Source organism: Paenibacillus sp. RC67 (assembly GCF_030020805.1).
Taxonomy (GTDB): Bacteria; Bacillota; Bacilli; order Paenibacillales; family NBRC-103111; genus Paenibacillus_S.
In genome coordinates, this window is sequence record NZ_CP125098.1 from 2,906,312 (window position 1) to 2,926,906 (window position 20,595).

Consider the following 20,595-nt stretch of genomic DNA (forward strand, 5'->3'; position numbering starts at 1 on the left):
TCTTAGGTCTGATGTTTTGCCATCATATTAAGGTTCTATCCAAAGTATGGTATAATTTGTACTTGGGGGTGAGCCGCGTTGGCAAGGCCAAAGAAACGAAGCAAGGCTGTCAAAACAAATTTGAAATATGAGCTATACGGCATTGTCATATTGACGCTGTCTGTCATTGCTATATCCCAAGAAGGACCTGTTTCCAGAGCGTTTAAATACTTGTTCCGATTTTTGATCGGATCAATGGAGTTTATTATTCCTCTTGTTTTCATCTACCTGGGGCTTTATGTGTTGGTAAAAAGAACATGGCCTGAGTGGAGAACGACTCGCAAGGCAGGGATTTTGCTTATTGTTCTGGCATTCATCCTGATGAGTCACATCACGCTGTTTGATCAGATGTACCCAAAAGGGAAGATCAGCGGTGGGATGATTATGTCACAATCCTGGTCAAGCTTGATGACAGCTATGGAGGCTTCAGAAAAAGGACGAGCCGCACTTGAGCGTGAAGTTGGCGGAGGGATTATCGGAGCGTCGCTGTACAGTCTGCTATATTTTTTGTTTGCTAATCTAGGAGCAAAGCTTATACAGTACATGCTAATACTTATTGGGCTCCTGCTTGTCACGAGATTATCCATTGGCGATATCATTCAGAAAGTAAAAGGACGCAAAAGTTTCGCCGATACGCTGCTCGGACAGTACATACTGCAGAAAATGTCAGCACGTAAACATAAGCCGGTACCTGTAGCCGTGAAAAAGAAGCCTTCCACAATTCCTTATATTCCAGAAGATAATGAATTTGATGAGGAGACTTTAAGGCCAGAGCGCAAGGAGAAGAAAAGCGGGAAGAAGCGCTCCTTATTCTTCGATCTTATACAGCCTAAAGCAAAGCCTGATCCGTCGGAGCAACAAGCTTCCGTTCAGGAGATGGAGGCTGCAGATAGAGAGGCTAATGCTGACCAGGTAAACCCGCGGAAAGAACAAACGGTTTATCCTTCTGCGGATGATTCGGATGAAGTCGAACAGGAACCCTTTATTCCAGTCATTCGTGATTTTCAGGAACATGTTAAACAGGAGGCAATTCAGCCTGAGGAAGAACAAACGGAAGCTGCACCTATTCCTGCCAAGACGAAATCGACAGGAGCCGCTGCTACAACAGAAGAAAATGATGGTGAGACATCTGGAGATTTCGATATTAATAACAAGCCTTTGGCAGCACCTTATGAGCTACCCTCATTTCAATTGTTGTCCAAGCCTAACCTTGCCAAAGGGGCGGATTCACTGGATTACAAAGCGGTAGCCCGGAAGCTGGAAGCAACACTTGAAAGCTTCGGTGTAAGGGCTAAAGTTCTGGAGGTTGTTAGGGGCCCTTCTGTAACCCGGTATGAAATTCAGCCGGACGTCGGAGTGAAGGTAAGCCGAATCGTCGGCTTAACCGATGACATAGCATTGGCCTTAGCGGCTAAGGACATAAGGATGGAAGCGCCAATTCCTGGTAAATCCGCTATCGGGATAGAGGTTCCCAATACAGAGGTTTCCATCGTGACTATGCGTGAGGTTATGGAGACTACAGCTTTTCAGGAGTCCAGTTCCAAGCTATCTATTACTTTCGGGCGTGACATTTCCGGCCAACCGATCGTCGGCAATTTGGCGCGCATGCCTCACATGCTTGTAGCAGGAGCAACCGGGTCAGGGAAATCCGTTTGTATTAATGGGATCATCACGAGCATTTTGTATAAGGCGAAGCCGGATGAAGTGAAATTTTTGATGATTGACCCGAAAATGGTAGAGTTAAACGTATATAATGGTATACCTCATTTGCTTGCACCTGTCGTTACGGATCCGCGCCGCGCATCATTGGCACTAAAGAAAGTTGTAGTGGAGATGGAAAAGCGCTATGAGCTGTTCTCAAAGAGCGGCACTAGGAACATTGAAGGCTACAACAATATGCTGGTGGAAACCCAAACGGGAGCACCGCTTCCTTATATCGTGGTCATAGTCGATGAGTTGGCGGATCTTATGATGGTTGCTGCCAATGATGTAGAAGATGCCATATGCCGACTGGCACAAATGGCAAGGGCTGCAGGGATTCACTTGATCATTGCGACCCAAAGACCGTCTGTTGACGTTATTACCGGCGTTATCAAGGCCAACATTCCATCCCGGATCGCATTTGGAGTATCTTCACAGGTCGACTCCAGAACGATTCTGGACATGGCGGGAGCGGAAAAGCTGCTTGGCCGGGGCGATATGCTCTATCTCCCTATGGGTGCATCTAAGCCTGTTCGGGTACAAGGTGCGTTTTTATCGGATAATGAAGTAGAGTCTGTTGTCAATTTTGTAAGAACACAGGGACAGGCCAACTATGTCGAAGACATGGTTCCACAGATCGAAGAGCAAGCCGAAGTACCAGATCAAATGGAAGATGAGCTTTACGATCAAGCCGTTCAAATTATATTGGAAGCAAAGCAAGCCTCTGTATCTTTATTGCAGCGACGCATGCGTGTCGGATATACCCGCGCCGCCAGGTTAATTGATTCTATGGAGGCAAAAGGCATCGTTGGACCATATGAGGGCAGTAAACCAAGGGAAGTGCTTGTATCTCTTGAACAGTATCAAGGAAGGCTATCATCGTAAACGAGAAAGAAGAGCATACCGTTCAGGTGTGCTCTTTCTTCATATTGCACGCCCATTACTTTCCAGATTTAGCTGAATAGAAGCTGACTTCCTTTCTCATAATAACCTTAAAAAGGTTACCAATATGAATGTGGGAAAGGTGAGTACAGCTGATGAACAAACGTCTTGTTTTTATTACGTTCTGTTTGGTTTTTGTTTTATTTGCAGGCTATCAAGTCAAACACCGTCTGGAAGTTCAACAAACATTCAGTAAAACGGATGTTCACTATGGAGCCTCTGGTAAAGATGTTTATGAGCTTCAAGGCAGACTTAAGCTGCTAGGGTTCTATAACGGTTCCGTAGATGGCGACTTCGGGTATAATACCCTGCGTTCACTGAAATGGTTCCAATCGGAATTCGGCTTGAAAGTCGATGGGATTGCAGGCCCCAAATCCAAATTAAAGCTGTGGGAAGCAACCAAGCACTATCGTCCGACGGCAGAAGAGTTACCTCAATCTGGTCAAACAGGCAATACAGGAGCTGGAGCAGGAGCAGGAGCAGGAGCAGGAGCAGGACAAGGCACTAGCGGAGGCGGTGGGCAAACAGCAAATTTGCCGGCTTCGAATCATCTTGGCTTATCGGAGCAGGATTTAAACCTGATGGCCAACGCAGTGTATGGCGAATCAAGGGGGGAGCCTTACATAGGACAAATAGCTGTAGCGGCTGTTATTCTGAATCGTGTTAAATCAGCAAGCTTTCCGAATACCGTTTCCGGCGTTATTTTTCAACCTGGGGCTTTCACCGCTGTAGCTGACGGTCAAATATGGTTGACACCTAACGAAAATGCTAAAAATGCCGTAAGAGACGCTTTAAACGGAAATGATCCGAGCGGTGGATGCATATATTACTTTAACCCGGAAACTGCAACCTCCAAATGGATTTGGACACGTCCTCAGGTCAAGCAGATCGGAAAGCATATTTTTTGCAAGTGATGTTATGCGAGAAGTAACCCTTGTGGTTGCTTCTTCTGTTTATGAAGGAATATAATGGAATAAAGCCAATGAAAGGAGCAATGTCCCGTTGAAAAACATTCAATTTGAGCGCGGCACCATAAGAAACATTCGTGTACATGTGCTGCCTACAGAACAATTCAAGACTTATGCTTTATCGGTGTACATCGGAACTCCCTTGGAGGAACAGTCGGTTACTCCTACGGCTTTTACCCCTTTCGTGCTGCGCCGCGGCACGCAGAAATATCCGGAAACCAAGCAATTTAGAGAACGTCTGGACGATCTCTACGGCGCCGGCTTCGGTTTTGATATTTACAAGCGCGGCGATTATCAAATGGTGCAGTTTCGCATGGATTTAATCCAGGATCATTATGTGAATAGTCGGGAATCGCTTTTGCAAAAAGGAATCGAATTTCTAGGTGAAGCCATAACGAAGCCCGCGCTCGAAAACGGTCGATTTACAGACAAGTATGTCGAATCAGAGAAGGTAACGCTGCAAAAAAGGATTGAATCTATCGTTAATGATAAGATTAAATATGCGGCTGAACGTTGTATTGCTGAAATGTGTAGCCAAGAGCCATACAGATTGCATCCGTTAGGAAGCATCGACGAGCTGCAGAAGCTGAACTCCGACACGCTGTACTCTTATTATCAGAAATGGCTCCAAACCGCGGTAATCGATATTTATGTCGTTGGTAAAACTAATTTGCAAGAAGTTATGCCGCTGATAGAGCAAAGCTTCACCGTAGATAGATCGCAGGCAGGCAAATATTCGAATAAACCGGGTCATCGTCAAGTTGAGCAGGTAAAGGAAGTAGTCGAGAGGCTGGATGTTAATCAAGGCAAGCTCAATATGGGTCTAAGGGCGTATTCCACCTACGCGGAGCCTACATACCCTACAATGCTGATGTACAACGGAATACTCGGGGGCTACCCACACTCCAAGCTGTTTACGAACGTGAGGGAAAAGGCTAGTTTGGCTTACTACGCGTCTTCCCGATTGGATGGCCACAAGGGTATTCTTACGATTCAATCCGGCATTGAGATTCAAAATTATGAGAAAGCCGTTACTATCATTCGTCAGCAGCTGGAAGCGATGACTAAAGGCGAGATCAGTGAGACCGAGCTTCAGCAGACACGAGCTATGATAACAGGACATTTGCGTGAAATGCAGGATTCTGCCTTCGAGCTCATCTCCTTCGATTTTAACAATATATTATCTGGCGTGGAGCGTACCGTTCCAACACTTATTCAAGACGTTCTCAACGTAGACAAAAAAGACATCCAAGAGGTTGCCGAGCAGGTCAAGCTCGATACGATTTACTTCTTGCGCGACCGGAAGGGAGGAGAATAAGCATGAAGGCAATTCCATATCCTCATGTGAATGAGACCTTATATGTTGAGCAGCTTCCGAATGGTTTATCGGTATTTATTTTACCGAAGGAAGGCTTCCAAAAAACGTACGCCACCTTCTCGACCAAATACGGCTCCATTGACAATCACTTTAAAGTGTTAGGCGGTCAAGAGAAGCGGGTTCCGGACGGAATCGCTCATTTCTTGGAACATAAAATGTTCGAGGAGCCTACGGGTGACATTTTTGCAGTATTTGCTTCTAACGGAGCTTCAGCCAATGCATTTACAAGCTTCGATAAAACGACCTACTTGTTCTCGGCCACAGACCAGATTCACGAAAACTTGAAAACACTGATCAACTTTGTACAAAATCCTTATTTTACGGATGAAAACGTAGAGAAGGAAAAAGGAATTATCGGCCAAGAAATTAAGATGTATGAGGATAATGCCGACTGGCGTTCGTACTTTGGCTTGATCGAAACCATGTATCATAAGCACCCAGTCCACATCGACATAGCGGGTACGGTTGAATCCATCTCCCACATAACCAAAGAGCTTCTGTACGACTGCTACTATACGTTTTATCATCCGAGCAATATGAGTTTATTTATCGTCGGAGGTATTAAACCAGAGGAAATCATGGAGCTTGTTCGAAACAACCAGGCGGAGAAAGACTATAAGCCTCAAGGTAAAATCGAACGTTTCTTCGATGATGAGCCTTCAACAGTCAAACAAAAGGAAAAGGTTACAGTGCTACCGGTCTCCCTTCCCAAATGCTTGTTCGGCTGTAAGGAGCCTGATCAGAAGGCGTCTGGAAAAGAACTGCTTGAACGTGAATTGACGATGAAGGTGTTATTGGATGTATTGCTTAGCCCGAGCTCGGATATATATCAAAAGCTTTATGATGAGCAGTTGATTTCCGATAACTTCGGAAGTGAATATAATATTGGCGAGAACTACGCTTTTACCGTAGTCGGTGGCGATACTAAGGATCCCGATCGGCTTGTTGCCAGAATCCGTGAAGAAATCGACAAAGTGAAGGAGCAAGGAGTACCTGCCACAAGCTTCCAAAGAAGCCGCAAGAAAAAAATTGGTGGATTCATGAGACTCCTTAATTCTCCTGAGGCGATTGCCAATGAATTTACAAAATACCGGTTTAAAGGGATTGATCTCTTTGATATTTTACCGGCTTATGAGCAAATGACTTTAGAACAAGTGAACGATAGGCTTCGGCAGCATTTTGACTGGAATCAATTGGCGGTTTCCATTGTAAGAAGCGAAAAGCAGTGAGTGGAGTGCAGCGTCCCTTTACGGAACAAACCGTACTCATAACGGGGGCCAGTAGAGGGATTGGAGCGGCTATCGCAGAACGGTTTTCCTCTGTGGGTATGAATGTGGTTATTCATTATTTACAGTCCCATGAGGCTGCTAACGAAACGGCTCGTAGTTGTATGAAGCACGGCGCCAAGGTGCTGACGGCTACTGCCGATTTACGGAGCAGAGAGCAAATTTTGCGATTACAAGAAAAATTGGATCATCATAATATGATGCCGGATATTTTAGTCAATAACGCTGGCATCTCCCATTATGGGCTGCTGTCCGATGTGACAGAGGAGATGTGGGATGAAGTGATGGAGATCAATCTTAAGGGTACTTTTTTAACCACACAGCAGTTTATGAAACCGATGATTAGCCAAAAATACGGAAGAATCATCAATGTTTCCTCGATATGGGGCATTTCGGGCGCATCATGCGAAGTGGTCTATTCTACGGCCAAAGGCGGTATGAATGCTTTCACAAAAGCGTTAGCCAAAGAGCTTGCTCCATCGGGGGTGACTGTAAATGCGGTTGCTCCAGGTGCCGTCGACACGCTTATGATGGCCAATTTCGATACGGAAGAAAAAGCGGCTATTGAGAGTGAAATTCCTGTAGGGCGATTTGCACAGCCGGATGAAATAGCATCGCTGGTATATTTCCTAGCGCTTCCGGAATCCGGTTACATTACCGGTCAAATCATTAGCCCTAATGGCGGCTGGCTCACGTGATTTTCCAGAATATTTAGCCCTCCTGTTGCGAACATTAGTAGTTGTAGTGATACTTTTACTAAAGGGAGGCTAACTCAAATGGCAACAGCGTTGAAGGTATTCGAACGTTGGAAGGAATTTTTGGGCGAGCGCGTAGAACAAGCGCATAAATCCGGGATGAGCGAAGAAACAATTAGTAAGCTTGCGTTTCAAATCGGTGAATTTTTGTCTGACAAGGTAGACCCGGAAAACAATGAAGAGCGTATCCTGAAGGATCTTTGGGATGTAGCCGATGAGTCGGAACGTAAGACGATGGCGCGCTTGATGGTAAAGCTTGTAAACAAATAAACGAATTCCTTAACGGCCTCCTTCATGGGAGGCTTTTCCTTGCTATTCATGATATACTTAGATAAAGTATGTACTAGAAAGGCGGCAAGGTGAAGTTTGAGTACTCTAAGATGGGCAAGATATTTAATTGTTATGGTTTGTACATTGCTAATCGTAAGTGGCTGCGGCAAAAATATCCCCGCAATTGATCCGGTTGTTCTTCAAAATAAATTGTCGGTATTAGTAATTATGAAGCCGAATATAAAGGAATCGACCAAATCCACGTTTGCCAAAACATTATTATCCTGGCGTGATACCCAAAGCATTGCCTTTGAATGGATGCCTGATGTTACAGCGATTTCGGAAGAGCAGGCCAATAAAATTCAGTCTGTGGCTTATGATTACATAATAGTAGTGGGGAACGAGCTTAATCAGCAAATATTGCCTTATGCGCAGACAGTTCCTGATAAAAAATGGATTCTTATCGACGATGCGCTGAGTCAAAATACTGTGGAGTTGTCTGCGGCAAATATAGAGTGGAAGCAGACAGGCCCGGGTTTTATGGAAAATCAATGGGGTGATTGGGTCAAGCAGCAGCAGGCTATGGGGAAAACCTTAGAGTGGGTTACGGTTTCGACTAATCCGATCCCTTCGATATGGGCTCCATCAGAAGAAGCGGAACGTATCTCGCTCTCCAATGCAGAAGGTTGGTATCCTCAGTTTCAGCAGCAGGTGAAGCAGCATGCTCCAGATTGGCTTGTAGTCTATTCACCATTAGAGTCGAGTGTGCTTCAACGTATGAAAAATTTGCCGGCTCCGATCATGAATATGGCTGCCACAACGATCGACGTGAAGTGGGATATTGTGCTTCCAGCATTATTAGCTCAAATGCAAAACAAGCAATGGAAAGCAGGAATTCAGGCTTATACACCGCAAGAAGTACAAGTGACGAAACCTCAATAAACTTTTTGTAAGACTCAGAAGGAATTATGCGAAATTTGTAGAATATTTTCGTAAGATGTTACAAAATATGAATAGATGGTCACTTGACATCGGTTAGAGGTGTATATAAATGGAAATGAAACAGTGGTATATGGAATATCGCATTTTTAAAAATCGCCCCGGCTTGTTGGGAGACGTAGCCTCCTTAATGGGGATGCTGGATATAAATATTGTAACGATTAATGGTGTGGAAGATCGCACGCGTGGAATGCTTTTGCAAACAAATGATGATGAAAAAATAGACTTAATGGGTAAAATGTTGAAAAAAGTGGATAATATAACTATAACGGCTTTAAGAGAACCCAAGCTTGTTGATATTTTGGCTGTCAGACACGGGCGTTACATTGAAAGGGATTCCGATGATCGGAAAACATTCCGTTTTACCCGTGACGAGTTGGGACTCTTGGTTGATTTCCTTGGGGAAATCTTCAAGCAGGAAGGCAATCAAGTCGTAGGTCTAAGAGGCATGCCACGCGTAGGCAAGACGGAATCCATCATCGCAGGCAGCGTATGCTCTAACAAACGTTGGACTTTCGTATCGTCCACATTATTGCGGCAAACCGTTCGAAGTCAATTGTCTGAGGATGAATTGAATCCTAATAATGTATTTATTATCGACGGGATTGTATCGACTTTACGTTCCAATGAGAAGCATCATATGCTTTTACAGGATATTATGAGTATGCCGTCGACTAAGGTTATCGAGCATCCGGACATTTTTATTCGGGAATCCGAGTACACCTACGATGATTTTAATTATATTGTCGAGCTGCGCAATACCCCCGATGAAGAAATATCGTATGAGAGCTTTACAACAGGTTTTGACGAATATTAATTTAAGTTGACTCCATGACATAACTGAAAAGGGGTGAGAATATGACCGATCTTGGTCAATTGCTTCGTAAAGCTAGAATGGAAAAGAAAATATCTCTTGAGCAGCTTGAGGAAACGACTAAAATTCGCAAGCGGTATTTAGAAGCGATTGAAGATGGTAACTATAAAGTGCTGCCGGGAAATTTCTATGTCCGAGCTTTTATAAAAAGCTATGCCGAAGCCGTAGGTATGGATCCTAATGAAGTGCTTCGGATGTATCAGAATGTAATTCCTACTACTGAACCAGAACGTGTTGAGCCAATCCGATCAAAGAGAACGACAAGAAACACAGAGAAAATCGGGAAATATGCTTCAACTATCATGATGGTTTCATTTGTAGTGCTGATCCTCGGGATCATCTATTATTATCTCAACATGAATTATATTAGCAAGCAAAATGAAGCCACTCCCAATAGTGAGCCGAAGCGGGTGACCGATAAAGCTGAGCCTGCCCCAACCGTCAGCAGTGATACTTATGGGATTACGTTGAACGATAAGAATGCGACGACTACAATAACACCTACGCCAACTCCGCCACCAGCACCAATCGTTGAAGTGAAGCTGGTAAAAAGCCAAGGTGGTATCGATTATTATTCGGTTTCTAACACAGAAAAATTGAATATTGATATGAAAGTAACCGGTGATGCATGCTGGGTACAGGTTGATTCAATAGGAAAGCGCTCTGAGACTATCGATGAGGGTACCTACAAAAACGGAAACAATCCAAAGTGGGAGCTCACCAATTCGGCATTTTTGGTTTTTGGAAGAGCTAATGCCGTGGAATTAACGGTGAATGGAACCTCGGTCGCTTTAGGAGATGCACCCAATGCCAAACGAATCCAGCTTGATTTGGTCAAAACGTAATTGAAGTTTACCTTCCCGCTTATTGGGGCATGATGGTACCAATGAGACTAAGGGAAGGTATGCGACATGACCGCCAGTTGGATTGTAGTGCTGTTGGGGATCATTGTAAGTTCAATAGGCTGGTTCTTTACACCTCATGCGTGGGGGTATGGACTGCTGGGATTCGGTCTTGCGCATATCGTGCTGGGTATTGTGGATATGTTTCGTTTTTCACCGGATCATGATGAACAAAGCTAAGCACGTCTAATGAAGACACCCTGGAAGCGATAGCGGAAGGTGTCTTTTTATGTTATTCTTCGATATAGGGAAAAATAAGGATAAAAGAAGGGTGTGTCGCACATGAGTAGTGAAAGCTCATTTGATATTGTGTCCAAGATGGACATGCAAGAGCTAAATAATGCTATTAACCAAGCGGAGAAAGAAATTGCTAACCGTTTTGACTTTAAAAACAGCAAGAGCAAAATTTCTTTGGAAAAAGAAGAATTGGTCGTATTATCCGACGATGAATTCAAGCTGCAAAACGTGATGGATATTCTGCACTCCAAAATGGCCAAACGTGGCATTTCCTTAAAAAACCTTGAATACGGTAAAATTGAAGGGGCTTCGTCCCAAACCGTACGTCAAAAAGTTAAGCTTAAGCAAGGTATTGATCAAGATAATGCTAAGAAGATCAATATTTTGATTCGCGACTCCAAGCTTAAGGTAAAAAGCCAAATACAAGGAGATCAAATCCGTGTTACCGGCAAAAGCAAGGATGACCTTCAACAAATTATACAATTACTTCGTAAAGAGGATTTGCCATTGGAGCTTCAATTTTTAAATTTCCGCTAAAAGCACGAGGATTAGTGATACTTGCATGGTGGAGAGCCTTTAGTGGCAAGGCTTCTCTTTTGACACGCTTCATTGCCGTGTATTATACTTGATACTAAAATAGTAAGGCTTGAACATTGGAGGATATTACATGACAGAGAAAGTGAAGGTAGTTACGCTCGGTTGCGAAAAGAATCTCGTCGATTCCGAGATCATGTCAGGTTTAATTCATGGTCGTGGCTACGAGCTCGTTACCGATAAAGAAGAAGCAACAGTAATTATTGTAAATACATGCGGGTTTATCGATGCAGCTAAGGAAGAATCGGTAAATACGATTTTAGATATGGCTGACCTGAAACAAACAGCAAATCTGAAAGCTCTTATCGTATCGGGCTGCTTGACGCAGCGCTATAAGGAAGAGTTGATGAAGGAAATGCCGGAAATCGACGGTATTGTCGGTACAGGAGACTTCCATAAAATCAACGAAATCGTTGATGAAGCTCTAGCAGGTAAAAAGCCAATCCTTGTAGGGAACCCTATTTTTAACTATGAGGCAGCTCTACCAAGAAGAGTAACCACACCTCGCTACACAGCATATGTTAAAATAGCTGAGGGTTGTGACAATGCCTGTACTTTCTGTAGTATACCTATCATGCGGGGCAAATTCCGCAGCCGCAGTATAGAGTCGATTATATCTGAAGTGGAGCAACTTGCTTCTCAGGGTGTAAGAGAGATCAGCTTGATCGCACAGGATTCCACGAATTATGGTACGGACCTGTATGATGGCTTTATGTTGCCTACACTTTTAAACAAGGTCAGTGAGGTAGCCGGTATTGAGTGGGTTCGCCTGCATTATGCATACCCAGGCTTTTTCACGGATGAATTGATTGATACGATTGCTACCAATCCTAAGGTTTGCAAGTACGTTGATATGCCGCTGCAGCATAGTGAAGACAGCATTTTGAAACGTATGAGAAGACCGGGCAGACAGCAGGATGCAAGAGCTTTGATAGCCAAGATCCGTGAGCGTATTCCGCATGTTTCCTTGAGAACCTCGTTGATCGTTGGCTTCCCAGGTGAGACCGAGCAGGACTTTGAGAATCTCAAAGAATTTATTAAAGATGTTGAGTTTGACCGTCTAGGCGTGTTCGCTTATTCACAAGAACAAGATACACCTGCTTCTCGTCTGCCAGATCAAGTGTCTGAAGAAGTGAAAGAGTTCCGTGCCAATACATTGATGGAAATTCAGCGTGAAATTTCTAATCTTCGTAACGGCAACCGGATTGGCCAAGTTGTTGATGTATTGATTGAAAAATATGATGGTAGAGGAGACGTCTACGTTGGCCGTTCCCAATACGACGCTCCTGAAATCGATGGCGAGGTTTTCGTCACGGGTTCACAATTGAAGATTGGTGAAGTAGCCAAAGTTCGCATCACCCACTCGTTCGAGTTCGATTTATCCGGGGAGGTTGTGGCATGAACCTGGCCAATAAAATCACTTTGGCGAGGATCTTTTTAGTTCCTATCATCATGTTTTTTTTATTGGTGAATGTGAAGTTTCCTCATATCCGAATTGAACAATTCGTCATCACTTACAACCAGATTATTGCTGCGCTAATATTTATTATTGCGGCTAGTACCGATAGTTTGGACGGTTATATTGCGCGCAAACGTAAATTGGTGACTAATCTGGGGAAACTGCTTGATCCGCTTGCGGATAAATTATTGGTTTCTGCTGTGCTCATCTCTCTTGTAGAGATGGGTAAAGTAGGGGCTTGGATTGCCATTGTCATTATTAGCCGTGAGTTTGCGGTTACCGGACTGCGGCAGATTGCGCTGCTCGAAGGCCACGTTATCGCGGCAAGCAAATGGGGCAAATGGAAAACAGCGACGCAAATTACTGCGATTATCGCCTTATTAATTAACAACTTCCCGTTTGCTTTTATCAATTTCCGTTTTGACATCATTGCCAGCTGGATTGCTGCCATTATCACCCTGTACTCCGGTTTTGATTATTTCATTAAAAATAAACACGTTATTAACTTTAGCGAATAAAAGACAGTAGGGTCTTCCTATTGTTTTTTGTTTTATTACGAGGAGATGAAGATATGAAAGCAGAGATCATTGCCGTAGGAACCGAGCTGCTGCTAGGGCAAATCGTCAATACGAACGCCCAGTTCTTGTCTCGCGCTTGCGCGGATCTAGGGGTCAGTGTGTATTTTCAAACCGTGGTAGGAGACAATGAAAGCCGACTTATAGAAGCTATAAGGATCGCTGCAAGCCGAGCCGATCTGATTATTTTCACTGGAGGCCTTGGCCCGACCCAGGATGATTTGACGAAAGATGCTCTAGCCGCTTTTTTGGGACGTAAACTACATATTCATCAACCATCGATGGACAAAATCGAGGCTTTTTTCCGCAATCGTGGGGCGCATATGGTTGAGAGTAACAGACGGCAAGCCTTGATGCTTGAAAACAGTGACCCTCTGCCTAATGACACTGGAATGGCAGTTGGAGTTGCATTAACCAGTGAACAGACACATTACGTACTTTTACCGGGTCCGCCTAAAGAAATGAAGCCGATGTTCGAACGGTATGCTGCAGCTTGGATTTCCAGTAAAATGGAAGGTGTACAGCCGCTATATTCACGCATGTTGAAATTTGCTGGGATAGGGGAGTCGCTGCTTGAACATGAGCTGCTCGATTTGGTTCAGGTTCAATCTGATCCGACAATGGCTACTTATGCCAAGGAAGGCGAAGTGGCCGTTCGATTAACGACGCGTTCTGCTACCTGGGAAGAAGCTGAACTGAAATTAGCTCCAATGGAGACTGAAATACGCAGCAGACTGGGGCAGCACATTTATGCGAATGAAGACGTGACCTTGGAAGAGGAGATCATTCGTTTAATGAAAGAGAAGCAGCAGCGGCTGGCTGTAGCGGAAAGTTGTACAGGAGGGCTAGTCAGTGACCTGCTGACCGCTGTAACGGGCAGCTCCTCCGTGTTTCAAGGCGGCATAGTCGTATACACTAACGAATGGAAGCACAGGCTCTTAGGCGTCCCTATGGACGTTCTGGAAGGGAAGGATGCGCCTGGCGCGATTAGCGATGTAACAGCACGTAGGCTTGCGGAGAACCTGTTGGCGCAGTCAGGGACGGATTATGCTGTTGCTATTACCGGTGTAGCAGGTCCTGGCGAATCGGAAGGGAAGCCGGTAGGTCTCGTGTATATTGCCGTTGCACATAAGCAAGGAGAGACTGCTCTGAAGCAGCTTCAGCTTACTGGAAACCGGGAAATGATTAAGCTTCGTGCGGCAAAAAGCGCATTATATCAGCTCTGGCAGCTTCTATAAACTTTACGAATAACTAATAAAATAGTGCTTGTAATTTATTTGTTGGATGTAATATAATAGGTTTAACGGAAGAACCGTAACAATGCATATACCTTGTTGCGGTTTTTATTTTGACTAACAATCGAATGTATGTTCGTAAAAAATGCTTGGCAATAGAGCAAAAACAAGTTATCATGGAATTAATTATACAAGAGAAAAGGAAGTGACCGTTGTGTCAGATCGTCGCGCAGCATTGGAGAATGCACTCCGTCAAATCGAGAAGCAATTCGGTAAAGGCTCCATTATGAAATTGGGTGAATCCACTCATATGCAAGTAGAAACCATCCCAAGCGGATCGTTGGCTCTTGATATTGCACTAGGTATCGGCGGCTTCCCGCGTGGTAGAATTATAGAAGTATACGGACCAGAGTCCTCAGGTAAAACAACGGTAGCTCTTCATGCGATTGCTGAAGTGCAAAAGGCTGGCGGACAAGCTGCTTTTATCGACGCTGAGCATGCGCTTGATCCGTCATATGCGAGCAAACTTGGTATTAACATTGACGATTTGCTTCTATCTCAACCGGATACGGGAGAGCAAGCCTTGGAAATCGCTGAGGCACTCGTTCGAAGCGGCGCTGTTGACATTATTGTTATTGACTCCGTTGCGGCACTGGTACCAAAAGCTGAAATTGAAGGCGAGATGGGGGATTCCCACGTCGGTTTGCAAGCTCGTCTGATGTCTCAAGCTTTGCGTAAATTGTCTGGTGCTATCAACAAGTCCAAAGTTATTGCTATTTTCATCAACCAGCTTCGTGAGAAAGTTGGCGTCATGTTCGGGAATCCGGAAACTACGCCAGGCGGACGCGCACTGAAGTTCTACTCGACGGTTCGACTGGATGTTCGCCGCGTAGAGACTATCAAGCAAGGAAATGACATGGTTGGTAACCGTACAAGAATTAAGGTTGTTAAGAATAAAGTGGCACCTCCATTTAAGCAAGCAGATATTGACATCATGTACGGGGAGGGCATTTCCAGAGAAGGCAGTATCATCGACATCGGAAGCGAGATGGACATCGTACAGAAGAGCGGTGCATGGTATTCCTTTAATAATGACCGACTTGGTCAAGGCCGCGAGAATGCGAAGCAATTCCTGAAGGAAAACCCGCATGTGGCAGATGTTATCGAGAAGAAGATTCGTGAGAACAGCAATTTGACCGTTGCTAACGGCTCCGACCTCAGTAATAACGACGAGGACGAAGACGATTTGCTGGCATTTGAAGAATAAATAAAATTGAATCATATGGAATTCAGGCACCTGTACTTAGGTATAAGGTGCCTTTTCCTACATGTTTGGGGTGTTTTAGTTGGATGATGAGACAGAGACGATACACAGCGGAACGATTACCAAGATAGAGCGGCAAAAGCGTATCAAGGACAGATACAACCTCTTCATCGACGAGCAGTTCGCTTTCTCGGTACATGAAGATATATTGATTAAACAGAGGCTTGTCAAAGGCACGGTTATTAGCATCGAACATTTTAAAGTGATCCTACATGCTCAAGAAAAGCAGCAAGCGTACCTGGATGCCATACGTCTATTATCCGTACGTCTTCGTTCGGAGCATGAGCTAAAGGCACGGCTTAAGCAAAAGGGATATGAACCTGAGATCAGAGCTATCACATTGGATCGGTTACGGCAAGAAAAGTATGTAGATGACGGATTATTTGCCGAACAGCTTACTATGCAGAGAATTCGGTCACAAAAAAAAGGGCGCAATTGGGTAAAGCAAGAGCTCAAACATAAGGGGCTGCAGCCAGAGCAAATTGTACAAGCCCTTGAACAGGTTGATGAAGCGACCGAGTATCGACATGCATTCGATCTTGTTTACAAAAAGTATCGTGCAGAATTTGCAGAAGATTCAGTGAAAGCAAGGAGAAAAGCTATGGGGTTCCTTATGCGAAGAGGGTATTCCTCAAGCTTGGTTTTGCGTGTTATGAGGGATCTGGTTAAGGCTTATGGAGCTGCAAATGAAGAGGATATGGACTTTTCTGAAGGTAGTTTTGAAGAATTTTAAAGATGGACTAAACCCATACAATCCCTATATTACAAGTATTATTAAGGATATGGATGGATTGGATAAATCATTTATGCTGTGGACACCTTGACAAGCTTCTTCGACAAAAGATAAAATAATCATGTATAATTTTATACACAGAATCTTCCTGCTGTAATTAAATGGGGAGATTCCCAAAGTAAAATCGCCAATTTTTACTTTATCTTACGTTTGTTAAACGGATTAAAAACCATACTGTCCCAAGCTTACCCCTTGGAGAAACAACGAGGAGGTGAACTGGATGCTGAATCCGGCCATCTGGATCTTAATCATCCTCTTTGTTGGTGTGATTTGCTTAGGGATTGGTTATATTATCCGCAAGTCCATTGCAGAAGCGAAGATTTCTAGTGCCGAGCAAGCCGCTGAGCAGATTAAAGAAAATGCTAAGAAAGAAGCGGAGGCACTTAAGAAAGAGACGGTTCTGGAAGCTAAGGATGAGATTCACAAGCTCAGAACCGAAGCTGAAAAGGACATTCGTGATCGTCGAAATGAAACACAACGATTAGAGAGACGATTGTTGCAAAAAGAGGAGTCGCTGGATAAAAAATTAGAATCTCTGGAAAAGAAAGAAGAGCAGGTCGCCAACAAAGAGAAAAGAATCGAAGAAACCCAATCGCAAATTGATGACATTTACAAGAATCAAGTTGCGGAGCTGGAACGGATATCCGCTCTCACGATGGATGATGCCAAGAACATTATCCTTACGAATGTCGAGCAGGAAGTTCGCCATGAGACAGCTCAATTAATTAAAGAAATCGAACAACAGGCTAAAGAAGAAGGCGACAAGAAGGCACGCGAAATTATTACGCTAGCTATCCAGAGATGTGCTGCTGATCATGTGGCAGAAACAACCGTTTCGGTCGTTTCCCTGCCGAATGAAGAAATGAAAGGGCGCATTATCGGTCGCGAAGGAAGAAATATCCGTGCACTGGAGACATTGACGGGAATCGATCTTATTATTGACGATACCCCTGAAGCAGTCATCCTGTCCGGTTTTGATCCAATTCGACGGGAAATTGCCCGTACTTCTCTTGAGAAACTGGTTGCAGACGGACGCATTCATCCCGCTCGCATTGAAGAAATGGTCGAGAAGTCACGTAAAGAAGTGGATGAGCGTATTCGTGAATACGGTGAACAAGCAACATTCGAAACCGGAGTTCACGGACTGCATCCTGATTTGATCAAAATTTTGGGCCGATTGAAATTTAGAACAAGTTATGGACAAAATGTGTTGAAGCATTCAATGGAAGTGGCCTACTTGACAGGTTTAATGGCTGGAGAACTCGGGGAAGACGTGACATTGGCGAAACGTGCCGGTCTCCTGCATGACATTGGTAAAGCTCTGGACCACGAAGTTGAAGGTTCGCACGTTGAAATTGGCGTAGAAATTGCCAAGAAGTACAAGGAGCATCCTGTCGTCATTAACAGTATTGCTTCTCACCACGGAGATTGTGAAGCCACATCGGTTATAGCGATGCTGGTTGGCGCGGCAGATGCTTTATCAGCTGCACGCCCTGGCGCTCGTCGTGAAACGCTGGAAACCTATATCAAGCGTCTTGAGAAGCTTGAAGAAATTTCCGAATCGTTCGAAGGAGTCGAGAAATCGTACGCCATTCAAGCGGGCCGTGAAGTAAGGGTAATGGTACAGCCGGAGAAGGTTGATGATACAGAAGCGTTCCGCTTGGCACGCGATATAACGAAGAAAATCGAGGGTGAGCTGGATTATCCGGGACATATTAAGGTAACGGTTATCCGCGAGACTCGTGCAGTAGAATACGCTAAATAACTAATTGCATACACTAAGAGGAAAAGTGGCTGAATAAGCCACTTTTCTTTTCCACTTAGAAGGGTCATCGAAAGAAAGGGAGCACAAGAATGAGAATTTTATTTATTGGTGATATTGTTGGATCAGTTGGTAGGAAGGCGGTTAAAGCTTGCTTACCGGGACTAAAATCCAAATTGAATCCGACATTTATTATAGCGAATGGGGAAAACGCAGCTGCCGGGAGAGGAATTACTTCTGCAATAGTGAAAGAATTGTTCGAGATGGGCGTTCATGGGATTACAATGGGCAATCATACTTGGGATCAAAAGGAGATATTTGATTTCATTGATGATGAAGAGCGTATGGTTCGTCCGGCGAATTTTCCAAAAGGAACCCCAGGCAGAGGCTTTACGACAATTAAAGTAAAAGACCAGGAGCTGGTCATTATCAATGTCCAAGGGCGCACATTCCTGCCGCCGCTCGACTGTCCTTTTGAAAAAGTCGATACCATTCTAGATAGCGTTAAGAAAAAGAACAAATATGTATTGGTTGACTTTCACGCTGAAGCGACCTCTGAGAAGCTGGCTATGGGCTGGCATTTGGATGGAAGAGTATCGGCTGTAGTTGGCACTCATACTCATGTTCAGACGCATGACGAGCGTATTCTGCCTCAAGGAACTGCCTATGTAACCGATGTGGGAATGGTGGGACCAAGAGACGGTATTTTGGGAATGGAGAGAGGCGCAGTGCTTCAAAAGTTTAAAACACAGCTCCCTGTCCGATTCGTTGTGGATGAAGGCAAATGGCACTTCCATGCAGTTTGTATAGATCTGGATCCGGCTACAGGCCTCGGGAAAAAAATACAATTAATCCGTATGGAAGAGGATCAATTCATCATAGATTAATTATCTGACAATTCGGAATTATTAGTTTAATACTATCTTCGGGAAGAAGGAATTATTGACAAATTCCTAGAATATGATTAGTACTGGAAGCAATCCATCATTCCCGAGGAGGTACTTTTCATGGAAGTATTAAAAGTTTCAGCAAAGTCCAATCCTAACTCCGTAGCCGGCGCGTTAGCAGGGGTATTGCGCGAACGTGGTGCAGCTGAGCTGCAGGCAATCGGGGCTGGAGCTCTCAACCAAGCGATAAAAGCAGTAGCGATTGCACGAGGATTTGTGGCTCCCAGCGGGGTTGATTTGATTTGCATACCAGCGTTTACGGATATTGTGATTGACGGAGAAGATCGTACGGCCATAAAGCTTATTGTTGAACCGAGATAGGAAGATAAATTAGAATTGCAGTACTTCATTATTTTGAATTCAAACACACCTGTTTACTTTGTAGACAGGTTTTTTTATTGCCTTTACACACGTTACCCTAAGAACGGAAATGAATAGAATTACTGAGATTTCCTTCGGATAGAGGAATTTATATGTAATTATTCATGTCGAGGAGCGTGAAGAAGTATGACAATTATTGATGGACACTGCGATGTATTGTACAAAATGTATCAAAAACGAGATTTGGACTTTTATAATTCACAATCAACGGGACTTGATGTCACCTTTTCCAGAATGGTGCAGTCAGGAGTGAAGATCCAGTTTTTTGCTATATTTTTATCTGAAGCTATCCGACAACCTTATTTTGATCATTATTTAGAGTACATAAATATTTTTTATCAGAAAATCATTTCCGATCCGCGCATCAAACTAATTAAAAACCAAACAGATTTACTTGAAGTCATGAGTGGAACCAAGAAGGGGGCCATTCTAACGCTAGAAGGAGCAGATGCAATTCAAGATAATCCCCTGTACACTCAAACATTGTTCTATCTCGGAATTCGATTAATTGGGGTGACTTGGAATTATGGCAATTGGGCAGCAGACGGCGTCTTGGAGCCGAGGCAAGGAGGATTTTCAAAAAAAGGAATAAGATTTATTAAAGAATGCAACGATTTGGGTATAATGATGGATGTGTCCCATCTATCCGAAAAATCGTTTTGGGATGTGGCTGCCATGTCGGCAAAGCCGTTTGTGGCCACTCATTCCAACGCTAAGGCAGTATGCGGGCATCCCCGTAACTTGGATGATGATCAGATCAAAGCAATAATTCAAAAGCAAGGCAGGATCGGCATCACGTTTGTTCCATGGTTCGTAAATGATCAAGGATCGGCATCCATCAGCGATTTAGCAAAGCATATTGATCATATATGCGCATTAGGCGGCGAGAAGCAGCTAGTAATCGGTTCAGATTTCGACGGGATTAGTCAATGGATCCCTAATCTTGAGCATACTGGTCAGTACGATGAGCTTGCTCAATATTTAAGCAAGCACTATAAGGATGAGTGGATTAAAGACTTCTTTTATCGCAATTGGTACCGATTCTTAGAAAAGAATTTACCTGTTAATTAATGTCATATCTTTATTGTAGATATATGCTATATGGACTGATCTATTTTCGGTATGGATATCATCTAAAAATACTATCTTTCAATTTGGACCAAACTACTTGCTT

The 20,595-nt window shown here is 44.0% G+C and carries 20 protein-coding genes; all 20 read left to right on the forward strand.

The window, feature by feature from the left end; translation table 11 throughout:
• Positions 1–78: 78 nt before the first annotated feature.
• The 20 genes from QMA13_RS13255 to QMA13_RS13350 all read left to right on the forward strand — a co-directional run bounded on the left by QMA13_RS13255 (position 79) and on the right by QMA13_RS13350 (position 20,492).
• Positions 79–2,625 carry an FtsK/SpoIIIE family DNA translocase gene (locus QMA13_RS13255; RefSeq protein WP_282941912.1) on the forward strand — a complete coding sequence of 849 codons (2,547 nt, stop codon included), beginning with the start codon at positions 79–81 and terminating at the stop codon, positions 2,623–2,625.
• Positions 2,626–2,777: 152 nt separating this feature from the next.
• Positions 2,778–3,596: a spore cortex-lytic enzyme gene (gene sleB, locus QMA13_RS13260; protein ID WP_282941914.1), complete on the forward strand. Its 819-nt coding sequence runs from the start codon at positions 2,778–2,780 to the stop codon at positions 3,594–3,596.
• An 88-nt stretch (positions 3,597–3,684) separates the two neighbouring features.
• A complete protein-coding gene (gene yfmF, locus QMA13_RS13265; protein WP_282941916.1) occupies positions 3,685–4,968 on the forward strand; it encodes an EF-P 5-aminopentanol modification-associated protein YfmF in 1,284 nt (427 codons plus the stop codon).
• A gap of 2 nt (positions 4,969–4,970) precedes the next feature.
• A complete protein-coding gene (gene yfmH, locus QMA13_RS13270) occupies positions 4,971–6,257 on the forward strand; it encodes an EF-P 5-aminopentanol modification-associated protein YfmH (protein WP_282941918.1) in 1,287 nt (428 codons plus the stop codon).
• Positions 6,254–7,012, forward strand: coding sequence for an elongation factor P 5-aminopentanone reductase (gene ymfI / locus QMA13_RS13275; RefSeq protein WP_282941920.1), 759 nt, complete (start codon positions 6,254–6,256; stop codon positions 7,010–7,012). Before yfmH ends, ymfI begins: the two co-directional genes overlap by 4 nt.
• A gap of 78 nt (positions 7,013–7,090) precedes the next feature.
• A complete protein-coding gene (locus QMA13_RS13280) occupies positions 7,091–7,339 on the forward strand; it encodes a DUF3243 domain-containing protein (RefSeq protein ID WP_282941922.1) in 249 nt (82 codons plus the stop codon).
• Positions 7,340–7,435: 96 nt separating this feature from the next.
• Complete coding sequence (locus QMA13_RS13285; RefSeq protein ID WP_282941924.1) at positions 7,436–8,281, forward strand: hypothetical protein; 846 nt, start codon at positions 7,436–7,438, stop codon at positions 8,279–8,281.
• Positions 8,282–8,390: 109 nt separating this feature from the next.
• Positions 8,391–9,155 carry a DUF3388 domain-containing protein gene (locus tag QMA13_RS13290; protein WP_282941926.1) on the forward strand — a complete coding sequence of 255 codons (765 nt, stop codon included), beginning with the start codon at positions 8,391–8,393 and terminating at the stop codon, positions 9,153–9,155.
• Between the two features lie 41 nt (positions 9,156–9,196).
• Positions 9,197–10,057 carry a helix-turn-helix domain-containing protein gene (locus QMA13_RS13295; protein ID WP_282941928.1) on the forward strand — a complete coding sequence of 287 codons (861 nt, stop codon included), beginning with the start codon at positions 9,197–9,199 and terminating at the stop codon, positions 10,055–10,057.
• 66 nt (positions 10,058–10,123) lie between these two features.
• Entirely contained in the window at positions 10,124–10,294 is a 171-nt protein-coding gene (locus QMA13_RS13300; RefSeq protein WP_282941930.1) for a hypothetical protein, read from the forward strand.
• Positions 10,295–10,396: 102 nt separating this feature from the next.
• A complete protein-coding gene (locus QMA13_RS13305; protein ID WP_282941931.1) occupies positions 10,397–10,888 on the forward strand; it encodes a YajQ family cyclic di-GMP-binding protein in 492 nt (163 codons plus the stop codon).
• A gap of 130 nt (positions 10,889–11,018) precedes the next feature.
• Positions 11,019–12,347: a 30S ribosomal protein S12 methylthiotransferase RimO gene (rimO, locus tag QMA13_RS13310; protein ID WP_282941933.1), complete on the forward strand. Its 1,329-nt coding sequence runs from the start codon at positions 11,019–11,021 to the stop codon at positions 12,345–12,347.
• Positions 12,344–12,922 (forward strand): CDP-diacylglycerol--glycerol-3-phosphate 3-phosphatidyltransferase, encoded by a 579-nt coding sequence (gene pgsA / locus QMA13_RS13315; RefSeq protein ID WP_282941935.1) that lies wholly within the window; start codon positions 12,344–12,346, stop codon positions 12,920–12,922. Before rimO ends, pgsA begins: the two co-directional genes overlap by 4 nt.
• A 53-nt stretch (positions 12,923–12,975) precedes the next feature.
• Positions 12,976–14,217, forward strand: a complete 1,242-nt coding sequence (locus QMA13_RS13320) for a competence/damage-inducible protein A (RefSeq protein WP_282941937.1) — start codon at positions 12,976–12,978, stop codon at positions 14,215–14,217.
• A 211-nt stretch (positions 14,218–14,428) separates the two neighbouring features.
• Positions 14,429–15,481, forward strand: coding sequence for a recombinase RecA (recA, locus tag QMA13_RS13325; RefSeq protein ID WP_282941939.1), 1,053 nt, complete (start codon positions 14,429–14,431; stop codon positions 15,479–15,481).
• A gap of 79 nt (positions 15,482–15,560) precedes the next feature.
• Positions 15,561–16,271: a RecX family transcriptional regulator gene (locus QMA13_RS13330; RefSeq protein ID WP_282941940.1), complete on the forward strand. Its 711-nt coding sequence runs from the start codon at positions 15,561–15,563 to the stop codon at positions 16,269–16,271.
• A gap of 280 nt (positions 16,272–16,551) precedes the next feature.
• On the forward strand, positions 16,552–18,096 hold the full coding sequence (gene rny / locus QMA13_RS13335; RefSeq protein WP_481858167.1) for a ribonuclease Y: 1,545 nt from the start codon (positions 16,552–16,554) through the stop codon (positions 18,094–18,096).
• Between the two features lie 89 nt (positions 18,097–18,185).
• Positions 18,186–18,980, forward strand: coding sequence for a TIGR00282 family metallophosphoesterase (locus tag QMA13_RS13340; RefSeq protein ID WP_282941942.1), 795 nt, complete (start codon positions 18,186–18,188; stop codon positions 18,978–18,980).
• Positions 18,981–19,100: 120 nt separating this feature from the next.
• The gene (locus QMA13_RS13345; protein ID WP_006286829.1) at positions 19,101–19,361 is read left to right on the forward strand and encodes a stage V sporulation protein S; all 261 of its coding nucleotides are present in this window, start codon (positions 19,101–19,103) and stop codon (positions 19,359–19,361) included.
• Positions 19,362–19,547: 186 nt separating this feature from the next.
• Positions 19,548–20,492 (forward strand): dipeptidase, encoded by a 945-nt coding sequence (locus QMA13_RS13350; protein WP_282941980.1) that lies wholly within the window; start codon positions 19,548–19,550, stop codon positions 20,490–20,492.
• Positions 20,493–20,595 lie beyond the last annotated feature (103 nt).